Genomic DNA, 16,623 nt, shown 5'->3' on the forward strand with positions numbered 1-16,623 from the left:
TAGTTGACCTTCCAAATCTGAAAATGAACCCGCCGCAATAAAATAAATGATTGATTTGCAGTGGTGGTTCATTTGTCCTCAAAACAGCTGAACTGCATAGCAGAACAGAGTGAACATCCAGCCCTAAAAGGTGGGCAAAAAACTCCGTCGGATTGCGTGTTTCCTTTACCAATCACTTACGGAAATAGGCATCTCTACATCTAACAAGTTGGTAACATAGCGGCTGTGACAGGAACAATCAACCAAAAATTTCCTATAGGAAACTAGATTTCAAAATTTGTTAACAAGAGCACGCTTTAATTCATTGGTGGACTTTTATCCACTATAGGCTTCATGCACAATGCAGATAGGAAGAAGTTAAGGATATCTGTAGAGGGATTTATGGCAGAAAGTATTTACGATGAATACCCATCGATGACGCTAGCAAAAGAGCAGCAAGACCAAAATATTGAGCCACTCAAATTAGGCCAGCGTATTAAAGATATTCGTTCGAAACTTGGGATCACACTAGAAGAAGCCAGTCAGCGAACTGGCCTTGCTCGTTCTACCCTAAGCAAAATAGAGAATGAGCAGATCTCCCCTACGTTCCAAGCTATGCAGAAATTAGCACTTGGACTGCAAATTGACATGCCACAACTCTTTGAACCACCAAGAAAAAAAGTGGCAACTGGACGTAGAGACATTACCAAAAAATACCAAGGTAAACCGCACCCGACCCAAACCTACGAACATGAGCTGCTGGCGACTCAACTTTCCAATAAGAAAATGATGCCGTTTAAGAGCCAAATTCGCGCTCGTAGTTTTGACGAATACAAAGACTGGGTTCGCCACGATGGCGAAGAGTTTCTGCTTATCTTATCTGGCGAGGTGATGTTCTATTCGGAATTCTATGAACCCGTTATTTTAAGTGAGGGCGACAGTGTTTATTACGATGCCAATATGGGACATATGTTGACCAGTGTCAGCGAAGAAGATGCGCACATTTTATGGGTGACGGCTAAGCAGTGATAAAAGTTACAACTTTCTTATAGTGGAAGCAATCGATTGCTTTTGGCGGGAGTTATAATAAAAGGGCGTTATAACGGTAATACTTTGCTCACTAAGACGCTTTTAGGGTGAGCTTTGTTGTGATTAAAATGTTAAGAGTCACACTTTTGCAAGCCGAACGGTGTCTTGTTCGTGCAAAATAGAATGAGCCATGTTTATTATTGGAAACACATCGAATGCCATAGCATTCTCGGGTCTATCTAAATGGAGACGAAAATGACTCAAGAACTACTGAAAACACCACTACACGCACTTCATGCTGAAGTTGGTGCCAAAATGGTCCCGTTCGCGGGTTACGATATGCCTGTTCAGTATCCTTTGGGCGTAAAGAAGGAACACTTACACACTCGTGATGCGGCAGGTCTGTTTGATGTTTCTCATATGGGCCAAGTTCGCTTAGTTGGTGACGGTGCTGCTGCATTCTTAGAGACATTAGTACCTGTAGACATCGTGGATCTTGAGTCAGGCAAGCAGCGTTATGCCTTCTTCACTAATGAAGAGGGTGGCATTATGGACGACTTGATGGTTGCTAATCTAGGCGATCATCTTTTTGTGGTTGTGAACGCGGCATGCAAAGAGCAAGACATTGCACACCTACAAGCGCATTTGCCATCTGGTGTTGAGCTAGAAATTATCGAAGATCGCGCTTTGCTTGCAATCCAAGGCCCTAAAGCGGCGGCTGTATTGGCGCGTTTTTCGCCGGAAGTTTCTGACATGGTATTCATGGATATACGTCAAGTAGAGATCTTAGGTGCTGAATGCATCGTTTCTCGCAGTGGTTACACTGGCGAAGATGGTTACGAGGTTTCTGTTCCTGCAGATAAAGCAGAAAAGCTAGCACGTAAATTGACCGCGGAAGAAGAAGTCGAATGGATTGGCCTTGGTGCTCGTGATTCACTTCGTCTTGAGTGTGGTCTTTGCCTATACGGTCATGACCTAGACACAACAACAACGCCTGTAGAAGCGAGCTTGTTATGGGGCATACAAAAGGTTCGTCGTATCGGCGGTGAACGTGAAGGTGGTTTCCCGGGTGCTGATATTATTCTTAAGCAGATCGAGACAAAAGATGTGGCGCGTAAGCGTGTAGGGTTAGTTGGCCAAACTAAAGCACCAGTGCGTGAAGGTGCAGAACTGTTTGATGCTGATGGTATCAAAATTGGCGTTGTAACCAGCGGTACTGCCGGTCCTAATGCAGGAAAGCCCGTCTCAATGGGTTATGTTCGTGCTGACTTAGCCGCGATTGGTACCGAGTTATATGCTGAAGTGCGCGGTAAAATGTTGCCAATGACGGTTGAGAAAATGCCATTTGTGCCACAGCGTTACCACCGAGGTTAATAAGCCAAACTAAAAATGACATAAAAAATGCCGAGTTTTTAGCTCGGCATTTTTTATGTCACTCTATTTGACTAGCTGGGCGAGCATTCTCTTTTCCACCGCTTACCTGATCGCGTTATCAATCGTGCAGCACATGTCGATAACGATATCTTCAAGTTTTTCCGGATGAATCATGTCTTCTTTGGCTATCCCAAACTGAGACCCCATGATCGTATTGAACAGCTCCCAGTGTTTAATCAGCATTTTTTCGCGCTTATCTGCAATGTCAGGCCATGTTTCTTGCATCATCGGAGTGAGACTGATTGCACCATGAGCGAAAATCAGCATCTGCCACTTTGATTCCCATTGATCAAATTGCGCGTCAGGGTTCTCACTATTATATTGCTCGAAAATTCCGGTAAATATCGCGGCGAATTCATCTTTTGACTTTAAGAAGTATTGCAGTAGGGCACCATCATCACCTTGACGAATGGCATCGGCGATCATCTGTATCGGATGCGGATTAACGAGCGCAAATGCCAGCATACGAACCATGAACAGATAAATTTTTCTATTCGAAGGTGTGTTCTCAGGCATCTCATTGATTAATTCAGCCATATAGCACTGCATGAATTCATCCATCGCGTCGCTAACCGCTTGCCAAATCTTCTCTTTGCTGCCGAAGTGGTGACGGATCAAACTATGTGAAACACCAGCCTTTTCACTGATATTGCGCAGTGAGACACGCTCGTAACCAAGTTCACAAAACATATCTGCTGCCACTTTAAGGATCAGACATTTGGTGTGTTCTGCGGCCTCGGCACTTCTGCGCCCCTGCTTTCTCTCATTCATAGTTCGAACTTTCCCGAATATTAATCAACGCGCTTACTTTTACCAGAAACCGAACGCTTTGACTAATTAATATGCTATCCACTTGGAAAATATGTTGATCAATTTCAAATTCTTCATATACTGCACGACTGTGTAATATATAAACTTACGGAGAAAGCGGGTGCGAAAACCATATTTAAAGCGCACTTTAGTTGGTGCAGTGGTGACATTAAGTCTTTCTGGCATGCTAACTGGGTGTAACAAAGCCATTTCCGAGCCGTCTGAGCCTTTAATTAAACCTGTAAAATTACTGGCGGTGAAAAACTTAGAAGTTGAAGACTCGCACGCCTTTTTAGCGCGTATTGATGCGACACATCGCGCACAGCTTTCTTTTCAGGTTGGTGGTGAGGTCGATGAATTACTTGTACGCATGGGCCAAGAGGTAAAAAAAGGTGAAGTGCTTGCAACATTAGACCCTAAAGATCTGCAGCTTGCGTTAGACGCCTCTCAAGCGCAGTACGCGTTAGCAAAAACGCAATGGGAGCGCGCGAAAAATCTTTATGGAAAAAAACTCATTAGTACTGATGAATACGACCAGAAAGAAACTCAATATAAAGCGGTACTGGCAAACTATGAACAAGCCAAAACAGATTTGAGCTATACCAAAATTCACGCGCCTTTTGATGGCATCGTGTCGTACACCTATGTCAATCCGTTTCAAGTGGTCGCAGAGAAGCAGGCGATCCTGAATCTCATCGATAATACGACCTTAGATGTATCGTTCACACTGCCTGTCAGTTATGTGGAAACCGTATCACTTGAGTCACTGCAAAATTCCGATATGTGGGTGACGATGGCTAGCGAGCCAGGAAAACGTATCCCTGGAAAATTTAAAGAAATTTCGACTCAGCCAAATGTCGATACCAACAGTTATGAGGCGATCGTAACCATCACTCGACCAGAAGATCGCAATTTGCTGACAGGTATGACAGGGCAGGTACACATTGCTAAACATCATGTATCGGACGCGATGACGTTACCTCAATCCGCGTGGGTAAACAAAAAAGAGACACAAGGCGAAGTGTGGGTGATGGACAGAAACACGCAACAAGTTAACAAAGTCACTGTGTCACTCGATGCATCAGGCGGTGTGAAAGCAGGGCTTGATAACAATGAGTATGTAGTTGTTGCTGGCGTTGAGCGATTGGTCGAAGGGCAAGTAGTGAAAGCTTGGATTCGTGAGGGAGGCATTTAATGAAACGCTCTCTATTTACGATCTCTGCAATTGCGCTTGCCGTTTTAACGGGTTGCAAAAATGAAAACCAAGCTGTCGTCGAGCAGCCGCTTTTTGTGTCGACTATCTCTGTGGATGCGCCGGTACAAAGCCAATATCGAGCTTTTAAAGGGATAGTTGTGCCTGCAGAGCAAACGCCAATGGCATTTCGCCTCGCTGGAGAAGTTCAACACGTATTGGTGAAAGCGGGCGACGTTGTTAAGCAAGGTCAAATGATCGCAAAGCTGGATGACAGCAAAGAAAAGCAAGTCGTGAAGGACGCAGAAGCGCAATACACACTGGCTATTCGTCAGCTTAAACGCGGCGAAGACTTACACGCACGTCAAATGATCTCAAAAGCAGAGTTTGATGAGCTAACGGCTAATAAAGAATTGGCAGAGGCTAATTTCTATAACGCCACCAATCAATTGAACTACACCCGTTTATTTGCGCCGTTCGCCGGTAAAGTGTCTGACGTTTTTAAAGAGCGCTTTGAACGTGTAGCAATTGGTGAACCTGTCTTGAACCTATACCAAAACGATTTGGTGTACGTGCGTATTGAGCTTTCCGACAATGTTCTCGCTATGGTAGATCCAAATTCAGACAACATGAGTTACAAGCCTAGAGCGACCTTCTCTGGTATTGATGGCACATTTGCTTTGGATTATTTAGAGCACACAAGTGAGCCTAACTCCGAAACTCAAACTTACGAAATGTATTTGATGATGCCACAACCAAAAGTAGAGATTTTACCGGGAACCAGCGTCAGCGTTCTGGTCGATATGGTGAAGGCGGGGATTACCTCCATCGATGGTTACAGTATTCCAGTAACGGCGCTTCAAGCGGGCAGAGAAAAAAATGAGTTCTTTGTGTGGAAAAAAGAGGGTGACGTTGTCACTCAGGTGCCTGTGTTGATTTCCCAAGTGAATGGCAATGGAGTCATTGTGTCGTCAGGTGTTAGCCAAGGCGACGTTCTGATTAATTCAAACCTGCGTAAATTACGCGAAGGGAAACATGTGGATGCTGTGGAGAATAACCAATAATGAACATTGCTGAGTATTCAATAAAAAATAAAGTCATCAGCTGGTTATTCATCATTATCCTTGCTGTTGGTGGTTTAACGTCGTTTTTGGAGCTTGGGCGACTAGAAGACCCGGCATTTACGATTAAAGATGCCATGATCATTTCAACATACCCTGGCGCGACGTCGAAAGAGGTTGAAGAAGAGCTGACGTACCCTTTAGAAAAAGAGATTCGAAAACTCCCTTATATAGACAAAATTACCTCTACGTCTTCTGATGGTATGTCTCAAATCACGGTCAGTATGGAAATGGACTATGGTCCTGATGAACTGCCGCAAATTTGGGATGAAATGCGCCGTAAAATTAATGACTTGCGACCAACTTTGCCTCAGGGCGTACAATCTTTGCAGATCATTGATGATTTCGGTGACGTGTATGGCGTAATGCTGATGCTCACTGGCGATGACTACGATTATGTCGAGCTAAAACGCTACGCTGATTACCTGACTCGTGAAATCGAACTGGTTGATGGCGTAGGAAAGGTGGACATCACTGGCGATCAGCAAGAAATGCTGTTCGTTGAGATCTCGCTTGATCGCCTTGCGGCGCTGAACTTAGACATGAATGTGGTTGCGAACTTGTTGAACCAACAAAATAATGTGGTTTCAGCTGGAGAAGTGATGGTCAATGGTGAAAGCCTTGTCATTCGTCCAAGTGGCACCTTAAACACCGTAGAAGCGCTAGAAAACTTGATCATTCATGGTCGTGACACAGGGAATCTAATTCGTCTAAAAGACGTAGCAACGATTTCTCGTGGTATCCAAGAGAAGCCAAGCAACGTCGTTCTGTTTAACGGTCAAAAAGCGATTAATATCGGTATCTCGTTTGCGTCAGGTGTGAACGTGGTTGAGGTTGGCGAACGTTTGGATGCGGAGCTTGCGAGCCTTGAGTCCATCAAGCCTGCTGGCATCAATATGAACTACTTTTACAACTAAGCCAATGAAGTGGATGAGTCCGTTAAAGCGTTTGTGATTAGCCTAGCAGAGGCTGTGGCGATCGTTATCATCGTTCTGCTGTTTACGATGGGATTACGCAGTGGTGTTATCATCGGCGTCGTGCTGTTATTAACGGTATTCGGTACCTTCATCTTGATGAATTACAACAATATCGAGCTGCACCGTATTTCTCTTGGCGCGTTAATTATTGCTCTGGGTATGCTGGTTGATAATGCGATTGTGGTCGTGGAAGGCATCTTGGTTGGCCTAAATAAAGGGCGCACTAAAGTTCAAGCGGCCGTCGATATTGTAAAGCAAACACAATGGCCTTTGCTTGGCGCAACCATCATAGCGATTACGGCTTTTGCACCTATCGGTTTGTCGCAAGATGCAACGGGTGAGTTCATGGGTTCTCTATTTTGGGTGCTGTGTTTCTCACTATTTTTGAGCTGGATTACCGCGATTACGCTGACGCCATTCCTTGCCGATCTATTGCTGAAAGAAGAGGACAAAGGCCAAGATACTAACGAAGAAGATCCCTACAAAGGTTGGCTGTTTGTTGTATTTGGCGCATCGCTGAAATTCGCACTGCGATTCCGTTGGCTCACGGTTGTTGGCATGGTCGCACTATTAGTGGGTGCTGTCGTGGCATTCGGTAATGTAAAACAGCAGTTCTTCCCACCATCGAATACACCAATGTTTTACGTTGATATGTGGATGCCAGAAGGTACGGACATCCGTGAAACGATCAAAAAAGCCGAAGAAGTGGAAAGCTACATTCGCCAGCAAGACGATATTGACTTTGTTTCTGCTTCAATTGGGCAGGGTTTGCAGCGTTTTGCTCTTACGTATCAGCCAGAGAAAAGTTACGAAGCGTACACCCAGTTCCAAGTTCGCGCGACTGATCGTGAGAACATGTTCGGTTTGCTGCACAAGTTAGACGCCAATCTTGCGAAGACGTTTGATGCACCGACATTCCAATTTAAATTGATGGAATTTGGCCCTTCGCCAGCGTCTAAGATCGAAGCTCGTATTACTGGTCCCGACCCGCAAGTTTTACGTGACTTGGCGGTGCAAGTGGAAGATATCCTTCATACCGACCCTGGCGCTCGAAACATTCGTCACGATTGGCGAGAGCGTACTAAGGAGCTTGTGCCTGTTTTCAATGAGTCTAAAGCTCGTCGCTTGGGCATTTCGAAAGAAGATCTTTCAAGCACACTACAAATGGCGTTTGGTGGTAGCACGTTGGGTTACTTACGTGATGGTACACACACTTTGCCAATTATGATGCGCCTTCCTGAAGAAGAACGCGTGGACTTTGAGTCACTACAAAACGTGACCATTTGGAGCCCATCACTGCAAACGTATATTCCGGTCGACCAAGTGATTGATGGCGTCAAATTGGATTGGAGCGAGCCGCTAATTCAGCGTCGTGATCGCAAGCGCACGTTAACTGTGCTCGCTGACCACGATGTGTTGAGCGACGACACGGCGGCAAGCTTGTTTGCGCGTGTGCAGCCTAAAGTGATGGCACTGCATATTCCAGAAGGTTACGAAATCACATGGGGTGGTGAGTATGAATCATCGAAAGATGCGCAAGAAGGCCTGTTTGGTTCGTTGCCGATGGGTTACTTGTTGATGTTCATCATTACTATTTTGCTGTTTAACTCAATTAAAAAGCCGTTGGTCATTTGGTTCACCGTGCCGTTGGCGATCATTGGTGTTGCCTTTGGTTTGCTCACCACGAATATGCCGTTCAGCTTTACAGCATTCCTTGGTTTGCTGAGCCTAAGTGGGATGATTTTGAAAAACGGTATTGTGTTGCTTGATCAAATTAACCTTGAGTTGGAGTTAGGGAAAGAACCTTACCTCGCGATTGTCGATAGTGCGATCAGTCGTGTTCGTCCGGTAAGTATGGCTGCTCTGACGACCATCTTGGGGATGATTCCTCTCGTCTTCGATGCCTTCTTTGGATCGATGGCAATAACGATTATGGCAGGTCTTGGTTTTGCTACAGTACTGACACTGATTGTAGTGCCAGTAATGTTTGCGATTCTGTTTAGGGTAAAACCGACCACTGCATAAGGACTCCTGGCTATTTGCCAGCTTCCTGCCTAGCCCTGAAGGTTTTCTTCAGGGCTTTTTTGATCTTACCAATGTACAGCAACCCATTCACTTACTTGATTCTAATAATTTTCTTACGAATGCAATGTAAATCATGCGTATACTGATGGAACGACACATCAAAGAGCGAGATAACATGAACAAGCGCGTATTACACGGACTCTTCTTCGTCGGTTCTTTCACCTTGGTCGGCTGTACTACGACAGACAGTATGACTACAGAAGAGGCTAAGCAAGCCGTTCCTAAAATCAACAGCGTTAGCACTGAAGTCATCTCCAACTGGATTGATAGCAAGGTTTTAGCGCCTGAAGGGCTTTCACTCGAACAAGACAATCTACGTTATATATCGGGTAGCGCCGACTTAAACAGCGATGGCAATGCAGAATACATTGTATTACTACAAGACCGTTATTTCTGTGGCAGCGGTGGTTGTGCAGCTTATATGTTTGATAATGAGGGGAAAGTTATCAATCGAATGTCTGTCACTCGCACGCCTATTGTACTTGCAGATAGTTACAGCAATGGCTGGCAAGATTTCATCGTTTGGAGTAATGGCTCATATCGACTCATGAGTTACAACGGTGAATCTTACCCGAGTAACCCTTCTTTGGAGCCAAAGGTGGATCGTGACTCAAACCAGCAGGCGGCAATTGCGAATGTAATGGCGACAGAGCTTTATCAGCAAGATGGCTATGACATTATGCCCGCTGATTCGAAAACTTTGTGGACGCCGGCCAATGTATACCACTTCACCTTTAAACATTACGGTGATCCGCATAGTACTTATAAAGCGACGGTGGATATGAACAGTGGGGAAGTAGACATTGTTGCCGTTCCGGCTGCGGAATAAAAAACACCTCCCTTAACCGGAATTAAAGGGAGGTGCTGAATGCCAAATTCGAGGGTGGCATTGTTAAGCGGAGTAATTCTGTTTATGCCGCGACTTCTTGTTTGGCTTCTGCTTTGCTTTTTAAGAAAGCGTAAGTAAAGCCAGTTACTGCTGTACCAGCTGCGATAGCCACTAAGTACATTAACACTGGTGAAATGGCGTTAGGGATTAACAGTACGAACAGGCCGCCGTGTGGTGCCATTAATTTTGCACCGAACAGCATAGATAGGGCACCAGTAAGCGCGCCACCTGCCATACAAGATGGAATCACACGCATTGGATCTTTGGCTGCAAATGGAATTGCGCCTTCAGAGATGAAACACAGGCCCAATACAAAAGATGCTTTACCTGCCTCACGTTCATTTTGTTCAAATTTGTTCTTCGCAATGAAGGTCGCTAAACCCATACCTAGCGCAGGAACCATACCTGCTGCCATGATTGCTGCCATTGGCGCGTAAGTTTGCGAAGCCAATAGACCGACGCCAAATGCGTAAGCGGCTTTGTTTACTGGGCCACCTAGGTCGAAACACATCATCGCACCAAGGATAATACCTAGCAGAACTGCACTGTCAGATCCCATGTTGTTTAGGAAGTCAGTCAGGCCGTTCATGATGCCTGAAACTGGGCCACCTACGATGTAGATCATCACAAGGCCAGTGAACAGTGTTGCCACAAATGGAATGATCAGAATTGGTTTAAGCGCTTCCATCGATTGTGGGAGTTTTACTTTGTCCGCAAGGAGCTTCGCTGCATAACCGGCAATGAAGCCAGCTGCGATACCACCTAGGAAACCAGCACCCGTTGAGCTTGCCAGCATACCGCCAACAAGACCAGGAGCCAGACCCGGACGGTCAGCAATTGAGAACGCGATGTAACCAGCAAGTACAGGAATCATCAATGCGAATGCAGAGCCACCACCAATGTTCATCAATGCTGCTGCTAGCGTGCCTTCTTCTTTAAATGCTTCAATACCAAACACGAACGATAGGGCGATGATCAAACCACCCGCGACAACCACAGGCAGCATGTGCGATACCCCTGTCATCAAGTGTTTGTAAGCGCCTTTCTTCTCGTCTGCTTCCGAAGCAGAATTTGCAGAACCTGAATGTTGGTAAATCGTGGCTTGCTCGAATGCTTTGTCCATCTCTTCGGCTGTTTTCTTCAGAGCTGGGCCTGTTTTCGTGCGGTACATCTTTTTGCCGTTGAAGCGATCAAGTGGCACTTCGATATCTGCAGCAATGATCACTAGATCAGCGTCTGCGATGTCTTGGTCAGTCAGTTGGTTTTTCGCACCAACTGAACCACGAGTTTCCACCTTGATTTGATAGCCGCGGCGTTTGCCTTCTTCTTCTAGCGCTTCTGCTGCCATGAAGGTATGCGCAACACCAGTAGGGCAAGCGGTGATTGCGACAATTTTCTTCGCTGCTGATGTTGTTTCAGGAGCGATAGGGGCCGAAAGTGTGGTAGCTTTTTCAAGTAACGTGGCGTTTTCAACCGCTTGTTGGAGAAACGCAGTTGCGTCTTTTGCTACTTCGCTGATTTCCGCTTGGTAAACTTTTTTCCCTACGAAACGAGAAGTATCCACGCTGGTATTTGCCGCAATGATAATGACTTCTGCTTGTTCAATATCACCTTCCGTCAGCAGTGTGGGTTCAACCACACTCGATTGACATTCGATTTTTGCATTCCAGCTTAACTTTGCGGCTGCTTGTTCTAGTAGCCCTGCCGCAAGGATGCTATTTGCAACACCGCTCGGACAGGCAGTAATAATGGCAATATTCATACGGATAACCTTCTGTTCCTTAGTTTTGTTCTAAGTTTGTAATAGGGTAAAGCTCGCTAACTTCAGTTTGCAGCTTGATGTTTTCCAGTTCTTCCTGACTGGTTAGCCCTACGCCGACTTGACTGACTGCCAAAGCAGAAAGTGCAGTAGCGAAGCGCAATAAATCGTTTTTCGGCATCAGTTGCATGTGGCCCCAACACAAGCCAGCAACTAGCGTATCGCCTGCGCCAACGGTGCTCACCACATTCATTCGAGGTGGTTGTGCACGAAGCCATTCGCCTTGGTTTAGCCACATCACACCGTCAGCGCCCATCGACACAACAATGTTCTCGATGCCTTTGTCACTCAGTGTTTGCGCGGCGGCTTGGCATTGTTCTGGTGTTTCTAGGTGTTTGCCAACAAAATCACCAAGTTCTTCATCGTTAGGCTTAATCAACCATGGGTGAGCCTCAATACCTGATTTCAACGCGGCTTTGCTGCTATCGAACAACACCTTTTTGCCCTGCTGATGCAGTGTTTCTATCCACGCAGCACATTGTTCTGCCGTTACGCCTCCCGGTAAGCTACCTGCAAGCACAAAGTAATCGTGAGTCTCTGCGAGACGAAATAGCGTCTCCTCAAAGCGAGCAATTTCGTCAGCCGTGACTTGAACACCAGGGAAGTTGATGTCGCTAACGTTGCCATTAGCCTCAACGAGCTTGACGTTGATACGAGTGGCACCTTGTACTTCTACAAACTCATTCTTAACGCCGATGTCATTGAAAAGCTGATGGAATAGCTCTGGGTTATCTTTACCGAGAAAGCCGGTAACCGTGACCTCTGCGCCTAAATCGCTCAATACTTTTGCTACGTTGACACCTTTACCAGCAGCGTGGAGATTGCTTTGCTGTACTAGGCTCACGGAACCAACGTTTAGCTCATTTACTGAGCCTGTTAAATCCAACGCCGGGTTGAGCGTAATAGTGACAACTTTACTTGTTTTGTTCGTCATATCGGTTCCTTAACCTTCACCAAGGCCAGAAGCGATAGCATTCCCGATAGATTCCAAGGCTTGCGGTGCATCAGGGCCTTCCGCAGTAAATTGAAGTTGATGACCGTGCTTAACGCCAAGCGCGATGACTTTCATTAAACTCTTTGCGTTAACTGCTTTGCCATCACCGTCTAGGTTGGCAACGCGAATGGTGGATTCAAATTTTTTCGCTTCCGCCACTAACATTGCACCCGGACGAGCGTGTAAACCATGAGCGTTTTTGATTTTAAATACCGCGGTATTGCCTTCTTCTGAAGATGCGGCTGTGACCTCTTCACCTTTAAGCAAAGCAAGAATCTGTTCTACTGATGCATCTAAAAGCTTGCCGTGCTCATTGTTAAACACAATATTAGAAAGCGTTTTTAGGATAGGCAGGTGAGCATTGTTACATGCCGCAAACGCGACAAGTGCATGCACTTTTTGACCTTCATATTCGCAGTCGTTTGCCATCGAGACAAATGACACGCCTGTGCGAGTGACATGTTTGTCACTGCCAATTAACCAAAGGCCATTACCTAAGTGAGTTGGTGTTTTGGTAACGAGGTCTGCAACGAATTCGTTATCGGCACAGCCTGTATTTTTCAACAGACCGCCAGCAACAGCGCTCATTTGTAGCATGTCGCTCGCAGGGAACATAAGTTGAATTAAAGAGGCGTCAAAGTCTGCTTCAAGCTGAACATCACCGTGGAGTAGGGCAATAATCTCGTCTTCATTTTTTGCATTACGCAGGCGTTCTTCTACGCCGTCAGCGCCTAGCACTTTGGTGAGCTGTTTAAGAATGCCAAGGTGCTCATCAGATTTAGCTGCAATGCCGATAGCGACGAATACCGTGTTACCATCACCCCAGTCGACACCTTGTGGAAAGTGATGGACAGCAACGCCCGTTGTTTTTACCATTGCGCGAGTGTCAGTCGTGCCATGTGGGATAGCAATACCGTTCCCCAAAAACGTAGAGTTTTGGTTTTCACGGTTTAGCATGCCTTCCACGTAACCCTGATCAACCAGACCTTTATCAGTCAGACTCTGTGCAATACTTTTTATTGCTTCAAACTTATCTGTCGCTGATTGCGAGAGGGTAATGTCGTTCTTATTTAGCTTAAGCATGGTGCTTCTCCAGCCTTAAGGTATCAATTTAAAAATGTATTCTGTGTGAGAAGTTGAACGCTGCTTCTGCTGAGCGCTTATCACTCCTCAAACCTTTCTATCTTTCAAGCTAAATCGATTCAGCTTATTAGTAAATTTTTTAAAAGACTCAGAAAAACTATTTTAAAAACTGACGTTAACCAATGAGTCTTTGCCGCTGTCCTATAGCCTAGCCTACAAATTGGTTTGTTGTGTATTCAGGTGATTTACGTCAATTTTTAAGTTTTGCTGAATCCTTCCAGCTTTTATACTGAATCGGTTCAGCTTATAATTCAACTTATCGAAAGATCGTTGATGTATTAATATGATCGCGCGCACAGAATAGGGTTGAGAATATGACACTGGATGAAATAGCCAAATTAGCAGGCGTTTCTAAGACAACTGCAAGCTATGTGATTAACGGAAAAGCGCAGAAATACCGCATCAGCGAGAAGACTCAGAAGAAAGTGATGGCCGTTGTAGAAGAATACAATTATAAGCCAGATCATGCGGCGTCTTCTTTGCGAGCCGGTAATTCTCGCTCATTTGGGCTTATCATCCCAGACTTAGAAAACACCAGTTATGCGCGTCTAGCAAAACTGATTGAACAAAACTCGCGTAAAGCGGGGTACCAAATTTTAATTGGCTGCTCTGATGATGATCCTGATACAGAGCAAAAGGTGGCGGAAGCGTTAGTCAGTCGTCGCATTGATGCGTTATTTGTGGCAAGTGGTATGCCCACTGCAAACGAGTATTATCTTAAGTTGCAAAATTCTGGTACGCCAGTTATTGCACTGGACCGTCCAATGGACGATGAGCACTTTTGTTGTGTCATCAGCGAAGATTTTGACGCCGCATTCGAGCTCACCCAGTCAGTGCTCTCTGATGATATAAAATCCATAGGCTTGATTGGAGCGTTACAAGACCTTCAAGTTTCAAAAGAGCGTGAGCTCGGTTTTCGATCCGCGTCTCAACAGGGTGGCAAAACGGCAACAGTGGGTTATGGGCAACACTTCTCCCGAGAAGAAGGCAAGAAAATCTTAGGAAGATGGCTAGCAGAGAACGAGCTGCCAGATGCCATTGTCACAACGTCATACACACTGTTAGAAGGTGTACTGGACGTGATGCTCGAAAAGCCAGAACTCATGAGCAAAGTTCGCCTAGCGACGTTTGGTGATAATCGACTGCTGGACTTCTTGCCAGTGAAAATTAACTCTTTACCTCAACAATTTGAGTTGATCGCGGACAGTGCAATGGAGTTAGCACTCAACGCTTCCGCCAAACGTTATAAACCGGGTGTTGAGTTGATTCCACGTAAAATTATTAAACGTCACTAAGTAACTAAATAGGTTGCTCAAAGCTTTACTTCAGCCGTCAGCGCCACAAATGCGTGGTCGCTGGCGTTTTTATCTCTGTCATAAATCGGGTTGATAAGATGTTGGTTAGACACCTGATAATCAACAACCTCGGCAACCGATATATCTGATAAGGTGTCAAACTCTTGTGAGAGCAAGATATAGTCGAGTACATTCCCAGTGGAAAAATGATAATGCGTAGCGGGGCGTTCATCCTTTAGAGCGTCATTTTGTAATGACCATCCATCTTTGAGTTGCAACTCGGTGACACTGTCACCCGAGTTCAATACCAATGCGCTATTAACACTGGTTGGAGTGATAGGTTGATTCATATCGCCCATTAACACCGTTGGCATTGGCTCCTTTCGATACCTTTTTTGCATCGCGTCTCTTAACATCGCTGCTTCCCAACCTCTTTGTTGAGTAGATAACCAACGAGCAATGACAGAGCTAGAGACATCTGGCGTTTCAGAATCGGCAGGGCGTTGAGATTTCAAGTGCGTCACGTAAACGGCGATATGGCCAAGAACAGGGTGAACAACTTGTCCATAAACGGGCTTTCGGCTGAACTCTGGCGCTGCGTTCACACCAAATGGTTCGAGTGATGCGGTGTCAAACTCGACTGGCTGTATTTTTTCTATGGGGAACCTAGAGGCGATCGCGACAACAGGTCGAGAGTAGATGTAATCACCTTCCACATGCGGTGTGTCGACAGTAGCAAAGTAGGGATAACCTATGGTTGAAAAGAAAGACTTAGTGTGTTCAATACTGAACACCTCTTGTAAGCCAATCACGTCAGCTTCGAGTTTTTCAATTTGGCGTTGCGTCCAGGCAAGTTTGTCTTGCCATTGATCTAACGAGTAAATGTTTTCGAAATCGTAGTAAGCATCAGGCGGTGCGACAAAATTGAATAAGTTTGCCGTGACAAAGGTAATTCTGCTTGGTTGAGACAAAGCAATCGCTCCTTTCACAATAGTTTCGAGAGTATATACCCAGCTGGTTCTAATAGCAGTCTATGGTTTCTATTTTTACATATTCCGTTTAAACTCCCGAACAGAAAATCAGATGAGTAAATAACATGACCCAAGATTACGACCACGAAGAGTATTTAGAAGGCGAAGAGATTGAGCTCGAAGCGATTGGCATCGACGTTGATGCGCATCCGATCGAACTGTACAAGCTTTTTAAAATCGCAAACTTGGTCAGTGGTGGTGGTGAAGCGAAACATATCATAGATGAAGGTTATGTGGCGGTTAATGGCGAGCTGGAAACGCGTAAACGCCGTAAAATGTACGATGGTGACTTCTTTGAATTCAACCAAGAATACTACGTAGTTGTTTGTGATGCGCCAGCGACTGAGCCCGAAACCGCAGAAGAAAAAGCGGAGAAGAAAGCAAAGAAAGAAGCAAGCTCATCTCGACAAAGTAAATCATCTAAATCGAAACCTTCTGGCCCTAAATCAACGGGTCGTAAAGCAGCGCATAAAGAGCGTAAAGCGCAACAAAACGCGCTGTCGCAATCGGCGAAGAAAGGTAAGAAAGCTGAAAAGCCGCAAGCGACTCGTGATCCGAAGAGCGGACGTAACTCTATTGACTTTTTCTAGCTTTATCGTGAAATGTTTCTCAGGTTATTGATAATCTTTCATTTATTGAGACATGTAATGTCTCAATAAATAGGAATATTATCTAGTTTATGGTAAATAGCTTATGTTCAATATGAACTAAAAAATAAGTACCTGACATAGCAGGAGTCTGCACCAGCATATTTTTAATTTATTGAAACTAGGGTAGCAAAGAAAGAACGTATACCAACCACTCATTCAAGATTTAACATAACAC

The 16,623-nt window shown here is 45.2% G+C and carries 12 protein-coding genes and 1 pseudogene; 8 read left to right on the plus strand and 5 right to left on the minus strand.

The window, feature by feature from the left end:
- Positions 1–381 precede the first annotated feature (381 nt).
- Together AC3D28_RS19800 and gcvT are read left to right on the plus strand one after the other, a co-directional pair.
- The gene (locus AC3D28_RS19800; RefSeq protein WP_488536443.1) at positions 382–1,008 is read left to right on the plus strand and encodes a helix-turn-helix domain-containing protein; all 627 of its coding nucleotides are present in this window, start codon (positions 382–384) and stop codon (positions 1,006–1,008) included.
- A 255-nt stretch (positions 1,009–1,263) separates the two neighbouring features.
- Positions 1,264–2,382, plus strand: coding sequence for a glycine cleavage system aminomethyltransferase GcvT (gcvT, locus tag AC3D28_RS19805; RefSeq protein WP_488536444.1), 1,119 nt, complete (start codon positions 1,264–1,266; stop codon positions 2,380–2,382).
- A 102-nt stretch (positions 2,383–2,484) separates the two neighbouring features.
- On the opposite strand, the gene vdeR is transcribed toward gcvT, so the two are convergent.
- Positions 2,485–3,213, minus strand: a complete 729-nt coding sequence (vdeR, locus tag AC3D28_RS19810; protein WP_488536445.1) for an efflux transporter transcriptional repressor VdeR — start codon at positions 3,211–3,213, stop codon at positions 2,485–2,487.
- A 160-nt stretch (positions 3,214–3,373) separates the two neighbouring features.
- Here vdeR and AC3D28_RS19815 point away from each other — a divergent pair, with 160 nt between their 5' ends.
- The 4 genes and pseudogenes from AC3D28_RS19815 (at position 3,374) to AC3D28_RS19830 (ending at position 9,456) form a co-directional block, all read left to right on the plus strand.
- Positions 3,374–4,447, plus strand: a complete 1,074-nt coding sequence (locus tag AC3D28_RS19815; protein ID WP_488536446.1) for an efflux RND transporter periplasmic adaptor subunit — start codon at positions 3,374–3,376, stop codon at positions 4,445–4,447.
- Positions 4,447–5,508 (plus strand): efflux RND transporter periplasmic adaptor subunit, encoded by a 1,062-nt coding sequence (locus AC3D28_RS19820; protein ID WP_488536447.1) that lies wholly within the window; start codon positions 4,447–4,449, stop codon positions 5,506–5,508. Before AC3D28_RS19815 ends, AC3D28_RS19820 begins: the two co-directional genes overlap by 1 nt.
- A pseudogene (locus AC3D28_RS19825) lies at positions 5,508–8,567 on the plus strand (efflux RND transporter permease subunit). The gene AC3D28_RS19820 and the pseudogene AC3D28_RS19825 overlap by 1 nt, the downstream one beginning before the upstream one ends.
- Before the next feature lie 175 nt (positions 8,568–8,742).
- Positions 8,743–9,456 (plus strand): hypothetical protein, encoded by a 714-nt coding sequence (locus AC3D28_RS19830; protein WP_488536814.1) that lies wholly within the window; start codon positions 8,743–8,745, stop codon positions 9,454–9,456.
- A gap of 82 nt (positions 9,457–9,538) precedes the next feature.
- Here AC3D28_RS19830 and fruA read toward each other — a convergent pair whose 3' ends face one another.
- Genes fruA through fruB form a run of 3 tightly spaced genes read right to left on the minus strand, consistent with a single transcriptional unit; the run spans position 9,539 to position 13,412 of the window.
- Positions 9,539–11,278: a PTS fructose transporter subunit IIBC gene (gene fruA, locus AC3D28_RS19835; RefSeq protein WP_488536448.1), complete on the minus strand. Its 1,740-nt coding sequence runs from the start codon at positions 11,276–11,278 to the stop codon at positions 9,539–9,541.
- Between the two features lie 19 nt (positions 11,279–11,297).
- Positions 11,298–12,269: a 1-phosphofructokinase gene (pfkB, locus tag AC3D28_RS19840; RefSeq protein WP_488536449.1), complete on the minus strand. Its 972-nt coding sequence runs from the start codon at positions 12,267–12,269 to the stop codon at positions 11,298–11,300.
- A gap of 9 nt (positions 12,270–12,278) precedes the next feature.
- Positions 12,279–13,412, minus strand: a complete 1,134-nt coding sequence (fruB, locus tag AC3D28_RS19845) for a fused PTS fructose transporter subunit IIA/HPr protein (RefSeq protein ID WP_488536450.1) — start codon at positions 13,410–13,412, stop codon at positions 12,279–12,281.
- A 374-nt stretch (positions 13,413–13,786) separates the two neighbouring features.
- On the opposite strand from fruB, the gene cra reads away from it, so the two are divergent.
- Positions 13,787–14,767: a catabolite repressor/activator gene (gene cra, locus AC3D28_RS19850; RefSeq protein WP_488536451.1), complete on the plus strand. Its 981-nt coding sequence runs from the start codon at positions 13,787–13,789 to the stop codon at positions 14,765–14,767.
- A 17-nt stretch (positions 14,768–14,784) separates the two neighbouring features.
- Here cra and AC3D28_RS19855 read toward each other — a convergent pair whose 3' ends face one another.
- Positions 14,785–15,738, minus strand: coding sequence for an endonuclease/exonuclease/phosphatase family protein (locus AC3D28_RS19855; RefSeq protein ID WP_488536452.1), 954 nt, complete (start codon positions 15,736–15,738; stop codon positions 14,785–14,787).
- A 125-nt stretch (positions 15,739–15,863) separates the two neighbouring features.
- On the opposite strand from AC3D28_RS19855, the gene AC3D28_RS19860 reads away from it, so the two are divergent.
- A complete protein-coding gene (locus AC3D28_RS19860) occupies positions 15,864–16,388 on the plus strand; it encodes an RNA-binding S4 domain-containing protein (RefSeq protein ID WP_488536453.1) in 525 nt (174 codons plus the stop codon).
- Positions 16,389–16,623: the final 235 nt, after the last annotated feature.

Source organism: Vibrio sp. TAP-3B (assembly GCF_057784735.1).